This window comes from Streptomyces sp. NPDC026246, assembly GCF_055567995.1.
Window position 1 is genome coordinate 43,768 of record NZ_JBVHPJ010000010.1, and the last position, 18,342, is coordinate 62,109.

The 18,342-nt window shown below is 73.6% G+C and carries 15 protein-coding genes; 7 read left to right on the forward strand and 8 right to left on the reverse strand.

The window, feature by feature from the left end; genetic code table 11:
* Positions 1–15: 15 nt before the first annotated feature.
* From ACZ4M5_RS24225 to ACZ4M5_RS24240, 4 genes are all read left to right on the forward strand, one after another.
* Positions 16–381 carry an Rv2175c family DNA-binding protein gene (locus ACZ4M5_RS24225; protein ID WP_467739921.1) on the forward strand — a complete coding sequence of 122 codons (366 nt, stop codon included), beginning with the start codon at positions 16–18 and terminating at the stop codon, positions 379–381.
* Positions 382–1,186: 805 nt separating this feature from the next.
* On the forward strand, positions 1,187–1,849 hold the full coding sequence (gene thiE, locus ACZ4M5_RS24230; protein WP_467739922.1) for a thiamine phosphate synthase: 663 nt from the start codon (positions 1,187–1,189) through the stop codon (positions 1,847–1,849).
* Between the two features lie 124 nt (positions 1,850–1,973).
* A complete protein-coding gene (gene metF / locus ACZ4M5_RS24235; protein ID WP_467739923.1) occupies positions 1,974–2,897 on the forward strand; it encodes a methylenetetrahydrofolate reductase [NAD(P)H] in 924 nt (307 codons plus the stop codon).
* Between the two features lie 56 nt (positions 2,898–2,953).
* The gene (locus ACZ4M5_RS24240) at positions 2,954–3,880 is read left to right on the forward strand and encodes an SCO2102 family sporulation regulator (protein ID WP_467739924.1); all 927 of its coding nucleotides are present in this window, start codon (positions 2,954–2,956) and stop codon (positions 3,878–3,880) included.
* A gap of 54 nt (positions 3,881–3,934) precedes the next feature.
* On the opposite strand, the gene ACZ4M5_RS24245 is transcribed toward ACZ4M5_RS24240, so the two are convergent.
* The 4 genes from ACZ4M5_RS24245 to ACZ4M5_RS24260 form a co-directional block, all read right to left on the reverse strand.
* On the reverse strand, positions 3,935–5,425 hold the full coding sequence (locus ACZ4M5_RS24245; protein ID WP_467739925.1) for a phytoene desaturase family protein: 1,491 nt from the start codon (positions 5,423–5,425) through the stop codon (positions 3,935–3,937).
* A gap of 486 nt (positions 5,426–5,911) precedes the next feature.
* Positions 5,912–6,541: a TetR/AcrR family transcriptional regulator gene (locus ACZ4M5_RS24250; RefSeq protein WP_467739926.1), complete on the reverse strand. Its 630-nt coding sequence runs from the start codon at positions 6,539–6,541 to the stop codon at positions 5,912–5,914.
* Positions 6,542–6,588: 47 nt separating this feature from the next.
* On the reverse strand, positions 6,589–8,673 hold the full coding sequence (locus tag ACZ4M5_RS24255) for a YhgE/Pip family protein (protein WP_467739927.1): 2,085 nt from the start codon (positions 8,671–8,673) through the stop codon (positions 6,589–6,591).
* On the reverse strand, positions 8,645–9,649 hold the full coding sequence (locus tag ACZ4M5_RS24260; RefSeq protein WP_467739928.1) for an ATP-binding cassette domain-containing protein: 1,005 nt from the start codon (positions 9,647–9,649) through the stop codon (positions 8,645–8,647). Before ACZ4M5_RS24260 ends, ACZ4M5_RS24255 begins: the two co-directional genes overlap by 29 nt.
* 158 nt (positions 9,650–9,807) lie before the next feature.
* On the opposite strand from ACZ4M5_RS24260, the gene ACZ4M5_RS24265 reads away from it, so the two are divergent.
* The 3 genes from ACZ4M5_RS24265 (at position 9,808) to ACZ4M5_RS24275 (ending at position 12,260) form a co-directional block, all read left to right on the forward strand.
* Positions 9,808–10,371 (forward strand): SAV_6107 family HEPN domain-containing protein, encoded by a 564-nt coding sequence (locus ACZ4M5_RS24265; protein ID WP_467739929.1) that lies wholly within the window; start codon positions 9,808–9,810, stop codon positions 10,369–10,371.
* Between the two features lie 382 nt (positions 10,372–10,753).
* Positions 10,754–11,578 (forward strand): methyltransferase, encoded by an 825-nt coding sequence (locus ACZ4M5_RS24270; protein WP_467739930.1) that lies wholly within the window; start codon positions 10,754–10,756, stop codon positions 11,576–11,578.
* A gap of 277 nt (positions 11,579–11,855) precedes the next feature.
* The gene (locus ACZ4M5_RS24275) at positions 11,856–12,260 is read left to right on the forward strand and encodes a DUF3040 domain-containing protein (RefSeq protein WP_376323727.1); all 405 of its coding nucleotides are present in this window, start codon (positions 11,856–11,858) and stop codon (positions 12,258–12,260) included.
* A 181-nt stretch (positions 12,261–12,441) separates the two neighbouring features.
* On the opposite strand, the gene ACZ4M5_RS24280 is transcribed toward ACZ4M5_RS24275, so the two are convergent.
* From ACZ4M5_RS24280 to ACZ4M5_RS24295, 4 genes are all read right to left on the reverse strand, one after another.
* Positions 12,442–14,835 carry a transglutaminase TgpA family protein gene (locus ACZ4M5_RS24280; RefSeq protein ID WP_467739931.1) on the reverse strand — a complete coding sequence of 798 codons (2,394 nt, stop codon included), beginning with the start codon at positions 14,833–14,835 and terminating at the stop codon, positions 12,442–12,444.
* Positions 14,832–16,196 carry a DUF58 domain-containing protein gene (locus tag ACZ4M5_RS24285; RefSeq protein WP_467739932.1) on the reverse strand — a complete coding sequence of 455 codons (1,365 nt, stop codon included), beginning with the start codon at positions 16,194–16,196 and terminating at the stop codon, positions 14,832–14,834. The genes ACZ4M5_RS24280 and ACZ4M5_RS24285 overlap by 4 nt, the downstream gene beginning before the upstream one ends.
* Positions 16,196–17,233, reverse strand: a complete 1,038-nt coding sequence (locus tag ACZ4M5_RS24290) for an AAA family ATPase (RefSeq protein ID WP_467739933.1) — start codon at positions 17,231–17,233, stop codon at positions 16,196–16,198. The genes ACZ4M5_RS24285 and ACZ4M5_RS24290 overlap by 1 nt, the downstream gene beginning before the upstream one ends.
* A 302-nt stretch (positions 17,234–17,535) precedes the next feature.
* Positions 17,536–18,087, reverse strand: coding sequence for a beta-class carbonic anhydrase (locus tag ACZ4M5_RS24295; RefSeq protein ID WP_398112048.1), 552 nt, complete (start codon positions 18,085–18,087; stop codon positions 17,536–17,538).
* Positions 18,088–18,342: the final 255 nt, after the last annotated feature.

Consider the following 18,342-nt stretch of genomic DNA (forward strand, 5'->3'; position numbering starts at 1 on the left):
GGCAGGCTTGTCACCGTGACCGAGATTGACGCAAAGATCGATGCTCTCGTCCCCGCCTGGCTCACCCTCCCCGACATCGCCGAGCAGTTCGGCGTCGAGGTGACGCGTGTGCGACAGCTGGTCAAGGAGGGCCAGCTCATCGCCGTACGCCGCGGTGAGAACCGCGCGCTGCACGTCCCCGCCGCCTTCATCGACGGGGACAAGGTCGTCAAGGGCCTCACCGGGACCCTGACGCTCCTGCGGGACGACGGCTTCAAGGACGAAGAGATGCTGGAGTGGCTCTTCACCCCCGACCCCAGCCTGCCCGGCACCCCGGCGCAGGCGCTCAGCGAGAATCGCGGCACGGAGGTGAAGCGCCGCGCGCAGGCGCTCGCGGTCTGACCCGGATCCGACCGGACGACCGTCCGGCGCCGCGCGAGCGGCGCCGGATCCGAGCAGCCGCCGGTGCGGGTCCGTGGCCCTCGTGGCCACGGCCCGGCCCGGGCCGTGCCTGTCCAGGGGCCTGGCGAGCATTCCGGGCGGTGCCTGTTCAGGGGCCTGGCGAGCATTCCGGCCGGGCCCGTTCTCGGGCCCCGCGAGCATTCCGGGTGTCTGTTTACGGGCCCAGCGAGCATCCTGGCGGTGCCTGTCCACGGGCCAGGCGAGCATTCCGGCCGTGCCTTTTCTCGGGCCCCGCGAGCATTCCGGCGGTGCCTCTCCATGGGCCGGCGAGCATCCCAGCCGGTGCCTGTGGGCCTGGCGAGCATCCCGGCCGTGCCCGTTCTGGGGCCCCGCGAGCGTTCCGGCGGTGCCTGTCCACGGGCCCCGCGGGCACCCCGGCTGTGCTCTTCAGGGCCCCCCAAGGATCCCGCGCCGTGTCCGTTCACCGGCCACGGCGGGCGGACGCGGGTCGGGTCCGCGTAGGGTGCCCGAGTCGGTCCCGGACGGGACGCGGACGCCCGGCCGGGGCCCTCGGCGGGGCGGGGCCGCCCGGGGACGGGACCGCACCGGCCTGCACGGGCCTTCCGCTCACGCGCAGCGGGCGGGTGCGCGGGGCCGCCCGCAGCCACCGGCCGGGTAACCGCGCCCGCGCCCGCCCACGGCGTACGGGCGGGCCGGCCCGCGCCGACCACCGGGCCCCGACGCCCGCATGCTCCGCACGGGCAGGCGGAGGGGGTCCGCGCCACCGACACCGAGGGGGACTCGCATGACCGGCACCACCACCGCCACCACCGCCCGCGCCCGACTCGCCGACGCCCGGCTCTACCTCTGCACCGACGCCCGCAAGCGCCAGGGCGACCTCCCCGCGTTCCTGGACGCCGTCCTCGCCGGTGGCGTCGACATCGTGCAGCTGCGCGACAAGGGCATGGAGGCCGGCGAGGAGCTGGCGCACCTGGAGGTGTTCGCCGAGGCCTGCGCCCGGCACGGCAAGCTGCTCGCGGTCAACGACCGGGCGGACGTCGCCCACGCCGCCGGCGCCGACGTCCTGCACCTCGGCCAGGGCGACCTCCCGGTCCCCGCGGCCCGGGCCGTCCTCGGTGACGACGTCCTGATCGGCCGCTCCACCCACGCCGAGCCCGAGGCCGCCGCGGCCGCCCGGCAGGAGGGCGTGGACTACTTCTGCACCGGCCCCTGCTGGCCGACCCCCACCAAGCCCGGCCGGCACGCCCCCGGCCTGGACCTGGTCCGGTACACGGCCGGTCTCGGCACGGACCGTCCCTGGTTCGCCATCGGCGGCATCGACCTCGGCAACCTCGACCAGGTCCTGGACGCGGGCGCCCGGCGGGTCGTCGTCGTACGGGCGATCACCGAGGCCGGTGACCCCGGTGCCGCGGCGGCCGAGTTCGCCGAGCGCCTGCGCGAGCGCTGAACCGTCCCGCGCTGAACCATCCCTCTGTCCAAGGAGTGGACAGAGGGATGGACAACAAGTGGACAAAAGGGGCAAAATGCCGCGCCCGGTTGGGGGACCGCCCACCCCTGGCTAACCTGCCGGTATGGCCCTCGGCACCGCATCCATCAGGTCGGACCACGCTCGCACCGTGCGCGACATGCTCGCGACCGGCAAGACGACGTACTCGTTCGAGTTCTACGCGCCCAAGACCCCGAAGGGCGAGCGGAACCTGTGGAACGCGCTGCGCCGGGTCGAGGCCGTGGCACCCGACTTCGTCTCCGTGACCTACGGCGCGGGCGGCTCGACCCGCGCCGGGACGGTCAAGGCGACCGAGGCGATCGCCTCCGACACCACCCTCACGCCGATCGCACACCTCACCGCGGTCGACCACTCGGTGGCCGACCTGCGCAACATCATCGGCCAGTACGCGGACGCCGGGATCCGCAACATGCTCGCCCTGCGCGGCGACCCGCCCGGCGACCCCATGGGCGACTGGGTGCCGCACCCCCGGGGGCTGGCCTACGCCGCCGAGCTCGTCGAACTGATCAAGGCCTCCGGTGACTTCTGCGTGGGCGTGGCCGCCTTCCCGGCGATGCACCCGCGCTCCGCGGACTGGGAGACCGACGTCCGCCACTTCGTCGACAAGTGCCGCGCGGGCGCCGACTACGCCATCACGCAGATGTTCTTCCAGCCGGAGGACTACCTCCGGCTGCGCGACCGGGTCGCGGCCGCCGGCTGCGAGACCCCGATCATCCCCGAGGTCATGCCGATCGCCAGCGTGCGGACGCTGGAGCGCATCGGCTCCCTGACCAACGCCGCGTTCCCGGACGCCCTGAAAGAGCGGATCCTCACAGCACAAGACGATCCGGCCGCTGTACGCTCCATTGGGATCGAATTCGCCACGGAGTTCTGTGCGCGGCTGCTCGCCGAAGGCGTGCCCGGGCTGCACTTCATCACGCTCAACAACTCCACGGCGACCCTGGAGATCTACGAGAACCTGGGCCTGCACCACCCATCGCAGGCCTAGACCGTTCGCACCGGTATACGACACACTGCGTAACGGCCACTGGGAGAGGGGCGTACATGGGCTGGGCGGTCCTCTACATCGCGTTCGGCATCGTCGCGCTGTGGCTGCTGGGCGAGGTGCTCCTGCAGTACAAGGCGCGGCTGCGCTGGCGTCTGCTGGCCTTCGTCGGCTTCCTCGGTGTCGTCGTCGGTGTCCTGATCCCGTCGGTCGTGGTGATCGGACTGGGCGCGGCCGCCTTCGCGGTCGGCCAGACCTACGTCACGCTGTCGTTCCGCAGCGGCTTCGCGGCCGGCTGGGCGGTCAACGCGCCGGTGCTCGGCGGCAGCAAGCGCCGCCGCGGTGAGCGCGGACGCCAGGAGCCGACCCTGGAGGTCTCCGGCCTGGAGGACGAGGGCGGTTACGGCGACGAAGGGGCCGGGCACGGGCACAGCCGGGACACCGACGCGTACGGCCAGGACGACGACCACGACGACGTGTTCACCCCGGTGCGCCAGGGCCGCGCGGCCGACGACGGGAACACCGCCGTCTACGAGCCGCAGCCCATGCCCGACGACACCGGCACCTACGGCGTCTACGGCGACACCGGCTACCCGGGCCAGCCCCAGGACCAGTACGCGGCCCAGGGCGCCGACCAGTCCTACTCCTACGACTACTCGGGCTACGGCCAGCAGCAGGGCTATGACAGCACCGGCCAGCAGCAGTACGCCGCCTACTCCGACCCGTACATCGGCTCGTCGAACTACGCCGGTGCCTCCTACGACACCGGCTACGGCGACCAGCAGTACTACGACCAGCAGGGCTACGGACAGGACGCGTACTCCGGCACCTACGCCGGTCAGACGCCGCCCGGCGGGGTGTGGGTGCCGCAGCAGCGCAACACCGACGAGTACGGCCAGGAACTCCCGCCGGAGCAGCACTATCCCCATGAGGGCGGCGGGCAGCAGCCGCAGGGGAACGGCTTCGACGAGCAGTACCGTTTCTGAGCGCGGCACCGTTTCTGAGCGCAGTACCGTTTCTGAAGTCCGCGCGGTGGCAGGTCACTGCGAGCCGCGGAACCCGGGTCCCTCCACGATCAGTCCGGCCACCAGCGCCCCCGACATGCCCGCGTGCGGCAGCCCGCCGCCGGGGTGCGCCCAGCCGCCGACGGCGAACAGGCCCGGCAGGCCGGTGGAGTTGGACGGGTGCAGCAGCCGCCCGCCGGCCGCCGCCAGCGCCGGGACCGGCACCGCACCGCCCTCGGCGCCCGTCGCGTCCACGATGTCGGCCGGGGTGCGCAGTTCCTGCCAGAGCAGCCGCTCGCGCAGCCCGGGCACGGCCTGTCCGGCCGCGGCCAGCATCCGTTCGGCCAGGTCGTCCCAGGAGCGGTCGGGCCGCGCGGGGACGACCGCGGTGACGGTGACCGCCTCGTGGCCCTCCGGGGCCGCCCGCTCGTCGCCCGGCCGCAGAACCGTCACCGTCGGCTGTCCGGCCGGCTCGGCCCGGCCGGACAGGGCGTCCAACTCGGCCTCGCGGTCCGGGGCATGTACCACCGTGCGGTGAGCCGTGCCCTCGGGGCGGGCGCCGCGCAGGGCGAGCAGGAGCGTCAGCCGTGCGGCCGCCGCCGGCTGCGGGCGCACCCCGCTCCCACCGCGCACCGCCCGGCCCGCCGCCAGCCGGTCCAGCGTGCCGGGGGAGACCCCGGCCACCACGTGATCGGCCTCCACGGCCGTCCCGTCGGCCAGTTCGATCCCCGAGACCCGGCCGTCCTGTTCCAGGACGCCGGTGACCTCGGCACCGAAGTGGAACGCGACCCTGCGGGCCAGGCACCGCTCGTGCACCGCCCGCGCCAGTTCCCGCATCCCGCCGCGCACGTACCAGGTGCCGAACGCGTGCTCCATGTACGGCAGGACGGCCGTGCTCGCGGGCGCGGTCCGCGGGTCCAGACCGTACGTGAGGGCGTAACTCTCCAGCAGCGCGACCAGCCGCGGGTCGCGCAGTTCCCAGGCGCCGACCTCGGCGAGGGTGCCGGCCCTGCGGGTGCGCAGCAGGCGCTTGTGCGGCACCGCCGGGTAGGGCTCGCGCTCGGCCAGCACCTGCCAGTTCGGCCACAGCGGCTCTTCGAGAAGCGGCCGCCGGGTCCGGTCCCAGGCCTCGCGCGCCCGGACCAGGAAGTCGCCCCAGCGCTGCCCGGCGCCCGCGCCGAGAGCCACGTCCAGGGCGGCGACCACACCGGCGCGGGAGGCGTTCGGCAGGGACACCGCGGTGCCGTCCGCGAACACGTGCCGTGACGACGGGTCGACCTGGACGAGGTCGGCACACGCCTCCAGCGGCTCCTTGCCGGTCTTGACGAACAGGTCCCGGTAGACGGCGGGCAGCGGCAGCAGACCGGGGCCCGTGTCGAAGGAGAACCCGTCGCGTGTGAAGCGGCGCACCGCTCCGCCGTACGTGTCCGTCCGCTCGTACACCGCCACCCGGTGGCCCGCGACGGCCAGCCGGGCGGCGGCCGTCATCGCGCCCATCCCGGCGCCGATCACCGCAATCCGTGCCATGCCAGGGACTTTATCCGCCCTGCTCGGAGCACTTCCCCCGGCCACCCGCGAGTACGGGCGCGGACGTGATCGTGACCAGCCGGCCACGAGGCGTTCCGGGGGCAGGTGCGCAGGGGTGAGTACCCGTACTCAGGCGGGGAGTTGAGTACGCGCGCGGATGGGAGGACACCTGCGGGGACGGGAGAGTGGAGCCACGGAGAGGGGCACGGCTCCGGCACCGGCGGCACGGGGCGCCGGAACGGAGCCGGCCCGCGATCCGCTCCTTCCGCCGGCGGTGTCGGCGGGAGCGAGACACGGGGGAGAACCGGGGGAAAACCGGGGGAACGGGAAGAAACCGGGGGACGACCGAACGGGGGTCCTGCGGGAGGGACGCACGGGGGAGCAGGAGAAGGAAACGGGGGAGTGGGGAAGGCGCCGGTTCGAGGTGGCCCGCGGGGGACGCGGCCACACCGGACCGGCGCTTTCACCTGTGCACCGGACGGTGGGTCAGCGGCAGCCGCTCACGCGTCCCTGGAGCAGGCGGGACAGGGCCGCGTGCACGTCGTCCAGGGAACGCTCCGGCTGGAACGACTTCCAGTCGAGGGCCGCCACGAGCACCATGCCGACCAGTGCCGCCGCCGTCAGCGGCACGTCGATCTCGTCGCTGAACTCGCCGTTGCCCACGCCCTCGCGCAGCACGTCCTCCACCACGGCGACGGCCTGCTGCCGGACCACCATCAGGGTCGACTGCCAGGCCCGGTTGGTGCGCCACAGCTCCGCCACGTACAGCTGCGTGAAGGCCGGGTAGCGGTCGATGAAGACCAGCCCCGCGCGGATCATCGCGTCCAGGGCGTCGACCTTGCTGCCGCCCCGGCCCGCGGTCTGCTCGGCCGCGTCCCGCAGGGAGGCGGTGAGGAGGCCCACGCCGTGCCGCAGCAGTTCCTCGAACAGGACGGACTTGCTCGCGAAGTTGTAGTACACCGTGCCCTTCGCGACCCCGGCACGCTCGGCGATCTCGTCCACGGTCGTGGCGGAGAACCCCTGCTCGGCGATGAGCGTGACGGCCGCCTCGTAGAGCTTCTGCCGGGTGGCCTCGCGGCGCGTGCTGCCGCCCGACGCGGCACTGCTGCTTTCCATGGCCCTGATTGTCACAGGAACCTTTCCGGGAGAAGTGACGGAGGCACTCACAGGCTCAGCTCCGGGTGCAGCCGGTCCAGCGTCCACACCTGGCGCCTGCGGGCCGCCACGGCGGTCAGCGCGAGGGCGCCGGCGGTGAACGCCGTCAGCACCACGCACGCCTGCCACACCGGCCCGAGTCCGCCTCCCGTGATGAGCCGCCGCAGCGCCTCGACCACGTAGCTCATCGGCAGATACGGGTGCAGCGCGTTGAAGAAGCCGGGGCTGGTCTGCACCGGGTACGTGCCGCCCGCCGAGGTCAGCTGCAGCATCAGCAGCGCCAGGACGAGGATCCGGCCCGCCGCCCCGAAGCGTGCGTTCAGCCACTGCACGATCGCCGCGAAGCACGCCGTCACGAGGAACAGGAAGGCCACCGTACCGGCCGCCCGGACCATTTCCAGGCCGACGGCCCAGTGCAGCACCGACATCAGGGCGGCCGTCTGCAGCACGCCGATCGCCACCACCGGCAGCCAGCCGGCCAGCGCGATCCGCCAGGCCGGGGCACCGGCCGCGAGGGCACGCCGGTTCATCGGCGTGATCAGCATGTAGGCCACCATCGCCCCCACCCACAACGACAGCGGGATGAAGTACGGAGCGAATCCGGTGCCGTAGTTCGGCGCCTTGTGCAGGTCGTGGGAGGCCATGCGCACGGGGTCGGCCATGACCTCGGTGCGGCGGTCGCGGTCCTGCTTGTCGTAGTCGGGGATCTTCTCCGCCCCGTCGTGCAGACCGCCGGCGAGCTTCCCGGAGCCGCCGACGAGCTGGTAGATGCCGCCGTTGAGGTCGTCCGCGCCGGTCTTCAGCTTGCCGACGCCCTTGTCCAGATCGGCGGCGCCGGTCCTGGCCTTGCCGAGCCCCGTGTGCAGCTTCTTCGCCCCCGCGGCGACCTTGGCCGCACCGTCGTTCAGCTTGTTGATCTTCTTGACGGCGTCGTCGAGGTCCTCGGCGAGGTGCGGTGCGCGGTCGGCGAGCGCCTGGGACTGCTTCTGCAGGGTGGCGAGGTGCTTGTCCAGTCGGTCCAGGTCGCCGTCCTGGTCCGCGATCAGCGTGTTGAGGTCGTCCGCGATGAGGGTGACGTCGGCGGCGGCGTCCTTGGCCTTCTTCAGGTCGGCGCAGGCCGCGTCGGACAGCACCGGGTCGTCGCAGCGCCGGGCGTACACGTCGTTCAGCGTGCCGGAGGCGGCGCGGGCGTCCTTGGCGGCGGTGGGGGCTCGCTCCACCAGGGTGTCCAGGTGTTTGCGCATCGCGCCCGAGAGGTCGGCGACCAGCTGGGCCGTGTCACCGATGGCCTTCTCGTTGCCCTTGAGGAACGGACCCACCTTGCCGGCCGTGCCGTTGACCCGGTCGGCGAGCTGCTGCGTGCCGTCGGCGACACCCCGGGTGCCGTCCTCCACGGCACCGGCCCCCCTGGTGAGCTTCGTCAGGGCCGTGGACAGGTCGCCGCTGCCGTCCTTGGCGTCCCGCAGGCCGTCGGCGAGGTCCTTGGACCCCTTCTCGGCCTTGCCGATGCCGCCCTTGAGCCGGTCGGCGCCCTTCGCCGCCTTCACGGTCTCGCCGTGGATGCCGGAGAACGACACGAAGATCTTGTCCAGGAAGTTCCGCGAGGTCTTCGTGGAGGCGGCCTGGCGCACCTCGCTGAAGACCGTCCGGGAGATCTGCCCGACGATGTAGTTGTTGGCGTCGTTCGTGCGGACCTGGAGGGCCCCGGTCTCCGGGGACTTGCCCGAGCTGGAGGCGATGCGCTCGCTGAAGTCGGCCGGCATGGTGAGCGACAGGTAGTAGGTGCCGTCCTCGACGCCCCGGCGGGCCTCCTCGGCGCTCACCTCGCGCCAGTCGAAGGTCTTGCTGTCGTGCAGCCGCTCCGTGATGTCGTCGCCCGCCGTGACCTTCTTCCCGTCGGCCGTCGCCCCCTTGTCGTCGTTGACCAGGGCCACGGGGATCCGGTCCAGCCGGCCGTACGGGTCCCAGAACGACCACAGGTACAACGCCCCGTACAGCAGCGGCAGGACGAGCAGCGCGACCAGCGCGGCCCGCGGCAGCTTCCCCCGGCCGAAGCGGCGCAGCTCAAGCGCGGCGAGTTTCGGCGAACGCATCGCCCGTCCCCTTCCCCTGGCCGGCCTGGCCGTCGTGGCCGGCCTGGCCGTCGTGGCCGGCCTGGCCGTCGTGATCGGTCTGGCCGTCGTGGTCGGTCTGGCCGTCGTGGTCGGTCTGGTCGGTCTGACCGTCGTGGTCGGCCCGGCCGTCGTCGGCGGTGCCCGCGGCGTCGGTCTCCTCCGCGGACCCGGTGGCCACGGTGGCGTCGGCGTGCGGGTCCCGGTCCTTGCCCGCCGCGGCCCGTCGGCCGTCGTCGCCCGCGCCGTCACCGTCGTGGTCCGGGTGTGTGGAGAGCCGGACGGCTCCCTCCGGCGCCTCGCTGCACACCGCCACCACCGTGGTCCCCGCCTCGGCGAGGGACCTCAACAGGTCCCACACCTGCGCCCGTTCGGGTCCGGCGAGCTTCAAGTCCGCGTCGTCGACGCCCAGCAGGCGCGGCCGGGCGATCAGTGCGAGGGCCACGGACAGCCGCAGCGCCTCCAGGCGCTCCAGGTCGCGCACCGCCGTGCGGAGCCCCTTCGGCAGCGCCTCCACGTCGAGCCCGGCGGCGTCCAGTGCCTCGTCGACACGGCGCCGCGACTCGGCCGCCCGCTCGCGGCGCGGACGCAGCAGTCCGCGCAACGAGCCGCCGAACCGCCGCTGGAGCAGCGCCCGTTCGCGCAGGTGCTCGCCGACGGTCAGGGCGGGGTCGAGGTCGGTGACCCCCGGGACGTGTGCCAGTGCGCTGAAGCGGCGTACCGCCGACAGCTGCTTCGGCAGCCGGGCCCCGCCGACCTCCGCCGTGCCCTCCGCGACCTTCATCCGCCCGGTCAGCGCCAGCAGCAGGCATGTGCGGCCGGACCCCGACGGGCCCTCGACCGCGACGAGCGATCCCGGCCCGGCGTCGACGGACATCCCGCGGACCGCCCAGCCCCGTGGCCCCCTGACCCCGAGGCTCTCGGCGGCGATCCGCACCCCTCCCGTCCGTTCCCCCACGAGACTCCCCCATATTTGAACTGACTGGTCAGTGCAAAAACTACTCCGAACCTACGAGCGAGGCAAAACCGCAGGTCGGATCGGATTGTCAGTGCCATACCGCACGATGGGGGCATACGGCACTGACGTGCCGTCACACAGACGACAGGAGGTTCGTCATGGCCACCTACAACGCAGCAGCCGCCCGCCGGCGCCGCGCCACCGGCCCTGCCCCCTCACTGACCGGCCCCGCGAGCGATGTCCACCCCGTGCTGCGCAGGGCCTCGGCCCCGCCCGCCGCCCTCGACCTGCTCGCCCAGGCGCGCGCGGGTCTCGACGAGGCCACCGTCCTGGAAACCCCCAACGAGCGCTACGCGACGGCCCATCTGGCCGCGCTGCGCACCGCCGCCGCCGTGCTCGCCGCCCGGGGCCGGCCCGAGACGTCACCCCGGGCCCGGGCCAAGATCCGAAGCGCCTGGGAGGTGCTCCCGGAGATCGCGCCCGAACTGGCCGAGTGGAGCGCCCTGTTCGCCGCCGGCGCCCGGCGCCGCGCCCGTGCCGAGGCCGGCATCCAGGGCGCGGCCGGCGAGCGGGACGCCGACGACCTGATACGGGACGTGTCGATGTTCCTCCGTCTCGTGGAGCGCATGCTGGTCCTCCAGCCGGTGCTTCCGCAGCCCCGTGCGGACCAGGACCGCCCGGAGGGCCCGGACCAGGAGCGGGACATGCCGGACGCGGGCTGACGGACACCACGCCGGACCGGAGTCCGCCCGGAGGGCCCGGACCAGGAGCGGGACATGCCGGACGCGGGCTGACGGACACCACGCCGGACCGGAGTCCGCCCGGCTCTGACCTGACCCGACCGGCTCCCGGCCTGACCGGCTCCCGGCCCGACCGGCTCCTGCGTGATCCCGCCTCGGTGTGGCCGGGGCTCAGGCCCCTCCGGGGCAGGTGCGCGTGCTCACCGCGCGGTCGTCCCAGGACCGGGGCATGCCGGTCGCCGTGCCCGAGGCAATAGGGTGGGGGACGCCTGAGGTCTTCCCCGCCCGCTCGTACGGCGCCGGGGGAGGCACCCCGTTAGCGCCGCCGTGCAAGAGGCGGTGCCGCGCCGAGGAGTCAACTGCCGTGCCGGACCCGATGCGCCCCCGCGCCTCACTCCGTACCGCCGTGGTCTGGGAGGTCCTCCAGGACGCCCTGGACCGCCGGGTCAAGGCCACGGGTCGGGAAGCGCTCGACGTCCTCGACACCGGGGGCGGCAGCGGCAACTTCGCGGTGCCCGCAGCCCGCCTCGGCCACCGGGTCACGGTCGTCGACCCCAGCCCCAACGCGCTGTTCGCCCTGGAGCGCCGCGCCGCCGAGGCGGACGTCGCCGACCGGGTCAAGGGCGTGCAGGGCGACGCCCACGGCCTCTTCGACGTCGCCGAGCGCGGTGGCTACGACGCGGTGCTGTGCCACGGCGTCCTGGAGTACGTCGACGACCCGGCCGAGGGCATCCGCAACGCCGTGGCCGCGCTGCGCTCCGGCGGCGTCCTGAGCCTGCTCGCCGCCGGTCTCGGCGGTGCCGTGCTCGCCCGGGCCCTCGCCGGGCACTTCAAGGAGGCCCGGCAGGCCCTCGACGACCCGAACGGACGATGGGGCTCGGGTGACCCCGTGCCGCGCCGCTTCACCGCCGAGCAGCTCACGGACCTGGTCGAGGGCGCGGGCCTGCGGGTCGCGTCCGTGCACGGTGTGCGGGTCTTCGCAGACCTGGTGCCGGGCGTCCTGGTGGACACCGAGCCGGGAGCGCTGGAGGCCCTGCTGAAGCTGGAGGAGGCCGCCGCCGGACTCCCTGCGTTCCGGTCCGTGGCCACGCAGCTCCACGTCCTGGCGGAGTCGGCCGGGGCCGATGAGCCTGCCGGGGGTGCTGGGACGGGCGATGCCGGTGGGGTCACCGGTACCGCCGGGAGCTGAGCAGCCCCCTGGGGCACCGCCGCTGATCAGCGGCGCGGCTGCGCATGGAGTACGCCACAGGCCCCCCGAATGGGGGCTTCGCGCCGTATGATCGAGGGAGACCGTTCCGGCATGACGGGTCGGCCGCCGGGGAATGGAAGCCTCAGCGAGCCGGATGTCCATGGCGGGTGCCGGTTGGCAATTGGCGCAGAGGGGCGGGTTTCACGGGGGCGATTCCCTGCCTATCCTGAAGGGACCCCCCGGGTCGCCCCGGCGACTGCACGATGAGGAGGACTCCGTGCCGCTCTCGGAGCACGAGCAGCGCATGCTCGAGCAGATGGAGCGAGCGCTGTACGCCGAAGATCCCAAGTTCGCGTCGGCGCTCGAGGGAAGCGGGCTGCGTACGTACACCCGTCGGCGGGTCTACCAGGCGGTCGCGGGCTTCCTCGTGGGTATTGCGCTCCTCATGGCCGGTATGGTCGCCAAGCAGGTGTGGCTCAGTGTCGTGGGCTTCCTCGTCATGCTGGGCTGTGCCGTGCTGGCGGTGACCGGATGGCGCAAGGCGCCCAAGCCGGGCGAACAGCAGGCCGCCGGTGCCGCCGGAGGGCCCCAGGCCCGCCGCCAGGGCCGTTCGCGGCGCTCCATGATGGACCGCATCGAACAGCGCTGGCAGAAGCGCCGTGACGAGCAGGGCGGCCACTAGCCCCTCGACCGGCCCCGTCCGCGCCACGTGATCTCATCCGCCAGGGGGTGACCACCGACTCGGTGGTCACCCCCTGACGCATGAGCGCGCACCGACCGACGCGGGCCGGACCCGGACCCAGGACCCCGGACGTCGGAAGGCCGGGGCCGACTGCGGCCCCGGCCGTTGCCCGCGCGGTGTCTCAGCCCCGCTGGCCCGACGTCTTCCGCCAGGTCGGCCGCAGGGCCAGGGCCCGTTCCCGCACGCCCGACCACCAGGCCGATGCCGCCCACACCACACGGACCGTGGAGCGGGGGGCCAGGCGGGCGCGCAGCCTGGTGGAGCGGCCGGCCGCCGCGCCGAGGCCCGCCGCAGCGAGCCGGACGTCCTCCGTCAGCCCCGCCACCGGACGGGGGCGCGGCGCGTAGAGGGCCTGCTCCACGGCGTCCGCCAGCCGGTGCACCGAGGCCGCCGCGGTGTCGTCGAGCCGGCCGAGCCGGACGATCCGGGCGGCCGCCTTGCGCGGGGTCCGGGATTCCTCCGGGACGATGCCGAAGTCCCACGCCGTGTCGATCAGCTCCTGCCACAGGGCCAGCGTGTGCGGCACGGCGTCCGCCTCGGCCCGCCCATGGGCCCCGAGCCGGGCAGCCCGGGTCCGCAACCGCCACAGCATCGGCGCCAGTGGCAGTGCCAGGACCGCCAGTCCGGCCAGCGTCCAGAGCACGAGCGCGTACCACCTCGGGCCGTCGTCGTCGACGGGGAGCGCCGCCTGCGGCGACTCGCTCGCGCAGCCGCCGTCCAGCCTCTTCTGCTCCGGGGTGCAGTCCTCGCTGCGTGAAGGCGCCGCGGACGGCGCCGCGGACGCCGACTCCGATGGCCGCGCGGACTCCGGCGCCGAGCTGTCCGGGGTGTCCGGCAGGGTGTACGACGGCATCGAGCCCCGGTTCGGCGTGGGCTCGAACCGGGTCCAGCCCACCCCCTCGAAGTACAGCTCGGGCCAGGCGTGCGCGTCCCGCAGTCCCACCGACACCGAACCGTCCGCCTGCGGGGAACCCGGCGCGAAACCCACCGCGACCCGGGCCGGTATGCCCAGCGAGCGGGCCATCGCCGCCATGGCGAACGAGAAGTGCACGCAGAAGCCCTGCTTGTCGCGCAGGAAGCGGGCGATGGCCTGCGAGCCACTGCCGACCTGCACCTGCGTGTCGTACTCGAAGCTGCCGGTCACGGCGAACCAGTCCTGCAGCTTGACGGCCTGGTCGTACGGGTCGGCCGCGCCCGCGGTGACCTTGCGGGCGGTGCGCGGCACCGACGACGGCAGGGAGTCGGGCAGCTCGGTGAAGTCGCGCAGGACGTCCGCGGGCGGCGGCCCTGCCGACGCCAGCTGCTCCGCCGTCGGCTGCACGTCCAGGCTCTCGACCCGGTAGGTCAGTCCGCGGGTGTTCTGCCCGTGGTCGCCGACCAGGGTCATGCCCTGGGGTTCGTAGCGCCAGTTGCCGCCGATCCGCACGCTGCTCGGCGGGTACGGCATGGGCAGCCAGTCCTGGGCGTACCAGTCCGCCGCCGAGATCGTGGTGGCGACCTCCGTGCGCTTCACGTCGGGGCTGAGGCCGGCCGGCGTGGGAAACGTGCCGTCCGGGACGGCCGTGATGGACCGGCGGGACGGCTTCCAGGTGGTGCCGTCGAAGTCGTCGAGGGACACGATCCGCAGGTACAGGTCGGCGACGTCCGGCATCTTCGTCCGCACGGACAGCACCTGCCGGTCCTCGTCCGCGTTCAGGTTGTCGCGCAGCGACACCAGGGGGTTCACGGCGGAGATCGTGCCCCCGCCGCCCGCGCCGCCGCCCGCGCCCGTCCCCACCGAGTCCAGCAGGCCGCCGTTCATCGCCGGCAGGCCCAGCGGCACCACCAGGGCGATGCCCAGCGCGACCACGCCGATGCGCCGGCCCGTGCGGACCGGGGCGACGGTGCCCCTCTCCTCGGCCCCGGCGGTGTGCGTGGGCCCGCCGAAGACCCGGCCCCACTGGGAGAGCCGGTCCCGGCCCTCGGCGAGCAGCAGCATGAGGTAACCGGCGGCCGCCAGCACGAACCACAGCCAGTCCGTGCCGCCGTCGGAGAGCCCCGCCGCGACCGAGTACAGCGCGAGCAGCGGAAGCCCGGCCGGGGCGGCGCTGCGGAAGGTCACCGCCAGGGTGTCCACCAGCAGACCGATGATCAGCACCCCGCCGATGAGCATCAGCCGGATGCCGTCGGAGTCCAGGGGCGCCGGGATCGCGTAGCGCGCTATGTCGTCGCCGCCCTGCTGGAGCAGGGCCGCGAAACGGTCCAGGGCCTGGGGGCCGGGGATCAGCCCGGCCAGGGCCTGCTCGCGGACGAACAGGAAGGTCAGCAGCGCGACCGACACCACGGCCTGGGCCGCCACCGTCAGCGGCCGGGGCAGCAGCATCCTGCGGGCCGCCGTGCCGACGCCCGCCTGCACGGCGAGCAGGAACGCCGCCTGCACGATCCACGTGGCCGGCTGGACGAGGGGCAGCAGCGCGCACGCGGCCAGCATCGTGGCCGTCCAGGCCCCCAGCGTCAGTCGTATCCGCCCGCTCATCGCGGTCCCTCCCCGCCGCTCGCCGCGGCCACGCCCCGGCGCTCACGGTCCGCCTGCCGCCACAGCCCGTCCAGGGAGGCGCCCCGCGGCACGCCCAGGGCCGTCCAGCCGGCCTCGCGCAGCATGCGCAGCTGCTCCCCGCTCGTGTCCGACGGACCGGGCACGTCGCTCGGTTCCCGCACCCAGGTGCGGCTGTCCAGGACGAAGGCGACCGCCCCGGGGCTGCGTTGACGCATCCGGCCCAGCACCGCGGCCTGCTCCTCGTCGAGGTCGCCGAGGAAGGCCACCAGCAGCCCCTCGTTGCCGCCGCGCAGCACGTCGTAGGCGCGGGACAGGCCCGCCCCGTCGGAGTGGTCGATCACCGCGAGGGTGTCCATCATCAGCCCGGCCGCGTCCGCCGACTCCTGGCTGACGCCGGCGAAGCCGTCACCGCCCTCGCCGGGCACCGTGCTGCCGGTGTCCGTCAGCAGCCGCACCGAGTAGCCCCGCTCCAGCATGTGCACCAGCACGGACGCGGCGCCCGTGACGGCCCACTCGAAGGCCGAGTCCGGTCCGGCGCCCCGGTAGGCGATGCCCCGGGTGTCGAGCAGCACCGTGCACCGGGCGCGCTGCGGCTGTTCCTCGCGGCGGACCATCAGCTCGCCGTAGCGGGCGGTGGAGCGCCAGTGCACCCGGCGCAGGTCGTCGCCGTAGCGGTAGCCGCGCGGGATCACGTCGTCGTCGCCGGCCAGGGCCAGGGAGCGCTGCCGCCCTTCGCCGTACCCCTTGGCCTCGCCGCTCAGCCGGACCGGGGCCAGCGGCTCCACCCGCGGGATGACCGTCAGCGTGTCGTACGACGAGAAGGAGCGGGTCAGCTCGCACATGCCGAACGGGTCGGTCAGGCGCAGCTGGAGCGGGCCCAGCGGGTAGCGGCCCCGCAGGTCGGAGCGGACGCGGTAGGACACCTCGCGCCGGCCGCCGGCCTCCACCCGGTCGAGCACGAAACGGGGCCGGGGCCCGAGGACGTAGGGCACGCGGTCCTGGAGCATCAGCAGGCCGGTGGGCAGCCGCGAGACGTTGTCCATCCGCAGGTGCACCCGCGCCTCGCTGCCGGCGGGCACGCGTGCGGGGGAGAGGCGGCGGCTGCCCGCGACCCGGTAGCGGGTGCGGTAGAGCACCGCCGCGCACACCAGCGGCAGCACCGCCAGGAGCAGTCCCACCCGCAGCAGGTCGCCCTGCCCGAGCACATAGCTGCACACGGCGGCCGCGACACCGGCGGCCAGGAACGAGCGTCCGCGGGTGGTCAGACCGGCCAGGGCGGTGCGGATGCCGCCCTTCTCACCCCGGTCGGCCACCGCCTGCCCCGTCCCCGCGGTGCTCATCACAGCCTCCGGGGCGGGTGCGAGGGATAGGCCGGTGCGGCCCGGCCCACGGCGCCGTAGCCGCTCTGCTGCGGCGCGGACGGGACCGGGGTGCCCTGCAGGATCTCCTCGACGACCTGCTCGGCGGTGCGGCGGTTGAGCTGGGCCTGGGCGGTGGGCAGCAGGCGGTGGGCCAGGACGGCCACGGCGAGGGCCTGTACGTCGTCCGGCAGGGCGTACTCGCGGCCGCTCAGGGCCGCGGACGCCTTCGCCGCGCGCAGCAGGTGGAGCGTGGCGCGCGGGGAGGCACCCAGTCTCAGGTCGGGGTGCGTGCGCGTGGCGCCGACCAGTTCGACCGCGTAGCGCCGGATCGGCTCCGCGACGTGCACCCCGCGCACCGCCTCGATGAGCTTGAGGATCTCGTGCGCGTGCGCCACGGGCTGGAGGTCCTCCAGCGGGGAGACGCCGCCGTGCACGTCCAGCATCTGCAGCTCGGCCTCCGCGCTCGGGTAGCCGACCGAGACGCGGGCCATGAAGCGGTCGCGCTGGGCCTCCGGCAGCGGGTAGGTGCCCTCCATCTCGACCGGGTTCTGCGTCGCCACCACCATGAAGGGGCTGGGCAGCTCGTAGGTCTTGCCGTCGATGGTGACCTGGCGCTCCTCCATGGACTCCAGGAGCGCGGACTGGGTCTTGGGCGAGGCGCGGTTGATCTCGTCGCCGATCACCACCTGGGCGAAGATCGCGCCCGGCTTGAACTCGAAGTCGCGCCGCTGCTGGTCCCAGATGGACACGCCGGTGATGTCCGACGGCAGCAGGTCCGGCGTGAACTGGATGCGCCGCACCGAACAGTCGATGGACCGCGCCAGCGCCTTGGCCAGCATGGTCTTGCCGACACCGGGAACGTCCTCGATCAGCAGGTGTCCCTCGGCGAGCAGCACGGTCAGCGAGAGCCGTACGACCTCGGGCTTGCCCTCGATCACGCCTTCCACCGACTCCCGCACGCGCTCCACCACGGCGGTCAGATCAGTGAGGCTCGCTCGATCGTCATAGGTCGTCACCCGGCCCTCCTCGGCCTTTCCCGCTCTCCCAGGGAGCACGGGATACCCCAATTTCCCGGGCCGACGCCGCATGACGCGGGCCGGCCCACCCCGAACCACGGGCACCACGCGCGCACAGCCCCGCGCGACGCCACTCCCGCATTCTTGCTGCCGTTACCGATTCGTGTCACTCGACTGTGGACAACTGGCCGCGATATGTCGGCCTTGGGGCCATTCGAACATGTGACTGACAGGATTTCGACAGCGGCGGTTTCCGTGGTCGTACGGTGGGCGGCCCTCGTCACCGGGCCGCCGGCCCCCGGTCAGGAGGCCGGGTCGACCTCGCGCAGCAGGCCGGTGCGCACGTCGAACACGAAGCCGCGCACGTCGTCGGTGTGCGGCACGAACGGCGAGGTGCGCACGCGCTGCATCGACTGCCGCACGTCCTGGTCGACGTCCCGGAAGGACTCCACCGCCCACGCCGGGCGCTGGCCGACCTCGGCCTCCAGCTCGTTGCGGAAGTCCTCGGTGAGGCTCTCCAGGCCGCAGCCGGTGTGGTGGATGAGGACCACGCTGCGCGTGCCCAGCTTGCGCTGGCTGATGGTGAGGGAACGGATCACGTCGTCGGTGACGACGCCGCCCGCGTTGCGGATGGTGTGGCAGTCACCCAGCTGCAGGCCGAGCGCCTTGTGCAGGTCGAGGCGGGCGTCCATGCAGGCCACGACGGCGACGTTCAGGACGGGGCGGGCGTCCATTCCCGGGTCGGTGAAGGAGGCGGCGTAGCGGGCGTTCGCCTCGACGAGACGGTCCGTGACCGTGCCGCCACCGTTCGCGGCGTTCTCCGAACCTGTGGGAACCGATGCAGAAGTCGTCATAGTCATGACGTTACTGGTCGGACGCCCTGCGAACCTCCTGTGAGAGTGGACAAAAAATGTCAGTCGGGCGGGGTTGTGAGGTATTGCACAGACGCGCGCCGGCGGCTCCCGCGCCGGCGGCTGCGACGCGCAGGCCGGTTGATTGACCGCGAGACACCGTGGACTAAAGTGACGCGAAGCGGGAGGCGGGACCTCCTCGCTGTCATGACTTCCCCGGAGATCCCGGCGACGACCGGAGATCTCCCCGCGTGCGCG

Excerpts from the sequence above, each read along its gene's own strand:
- thiE (WP_467739922.1), top strand. The coding sequence starts at position 1,187 with ATGACCGGCACCACCACCGCCACCACCGCCCGCGCCCGACTCGCCGAC.
- ACZ4M5_RS24280 (WP_467739931.1), bottom strand. The coding sequence starts at position 14,835 with ATGAGCGGGCGGATACGACTGACGCTGGGGGCCTGGACGGCCACGATG.
- ACZ4M5_RS24245 (WP_467739925.1), bottom strand. The coding sequence starts at position 5,425 with ATGGCACGGATTGCGGTGATCGGCGCCGGGATGGGCGCGATGACGGCC.
- ACZ4M5_RS24240 (WP_467739924.1), top strand. The coding sequence starts at position 2,954 with ATGGGCTGGGCGGTCCTCTACATCGCGTTCGGCATCGTCGCGCTGTGG.
- ACZ4M5_RS24265 (WP_467739929.1), top strand. The coding sequence starts at position 9,808 with ATGGCCACCTACAACGCAGCAGCCGCCCGCCGGCGCCGCGCCACCGGC.
- ACZ4M5_RS24285 (WP_467739932.1), bottom strand. The coding sequence starts at position 16,196 with ATGAGCACCGCGGGGACGGGGCAGGCGGTGGCCGACCGGGGTGAGAAG.
- ACZ4M5_RS24250 (WP_467739926.1), bottom strand. The coding sequence starts at position 6,541 with ATGGAAAGCAGCAGTGCCGCGTCGGGCGGCAGCACGCGCCGCGAGGCC.
- metF (WP_467739923.1), top strand. The coding sequence starts at position 1,974 with ATGGCCCTCGGCACCGCATCCATCAGGTCGGACCACGCTCGCACCGTG.
- ACZ4M5_RS24295 (WP_398112048.1), bottom strand. The coding sequence starts at position 18,087 with ATGACGACTTCTGCATCGGTTCCCACAGGTTCGGAGAACGCCGCGAAC.
- ACZ4M5_RS24255 (WP_467739927.1), bottom strand. The coding sequence starts at position 8,673 with ATGCGTTCGCCGAAACTCGCCGCGCTTGAGCTGCGCCGCTTCGGCCGG.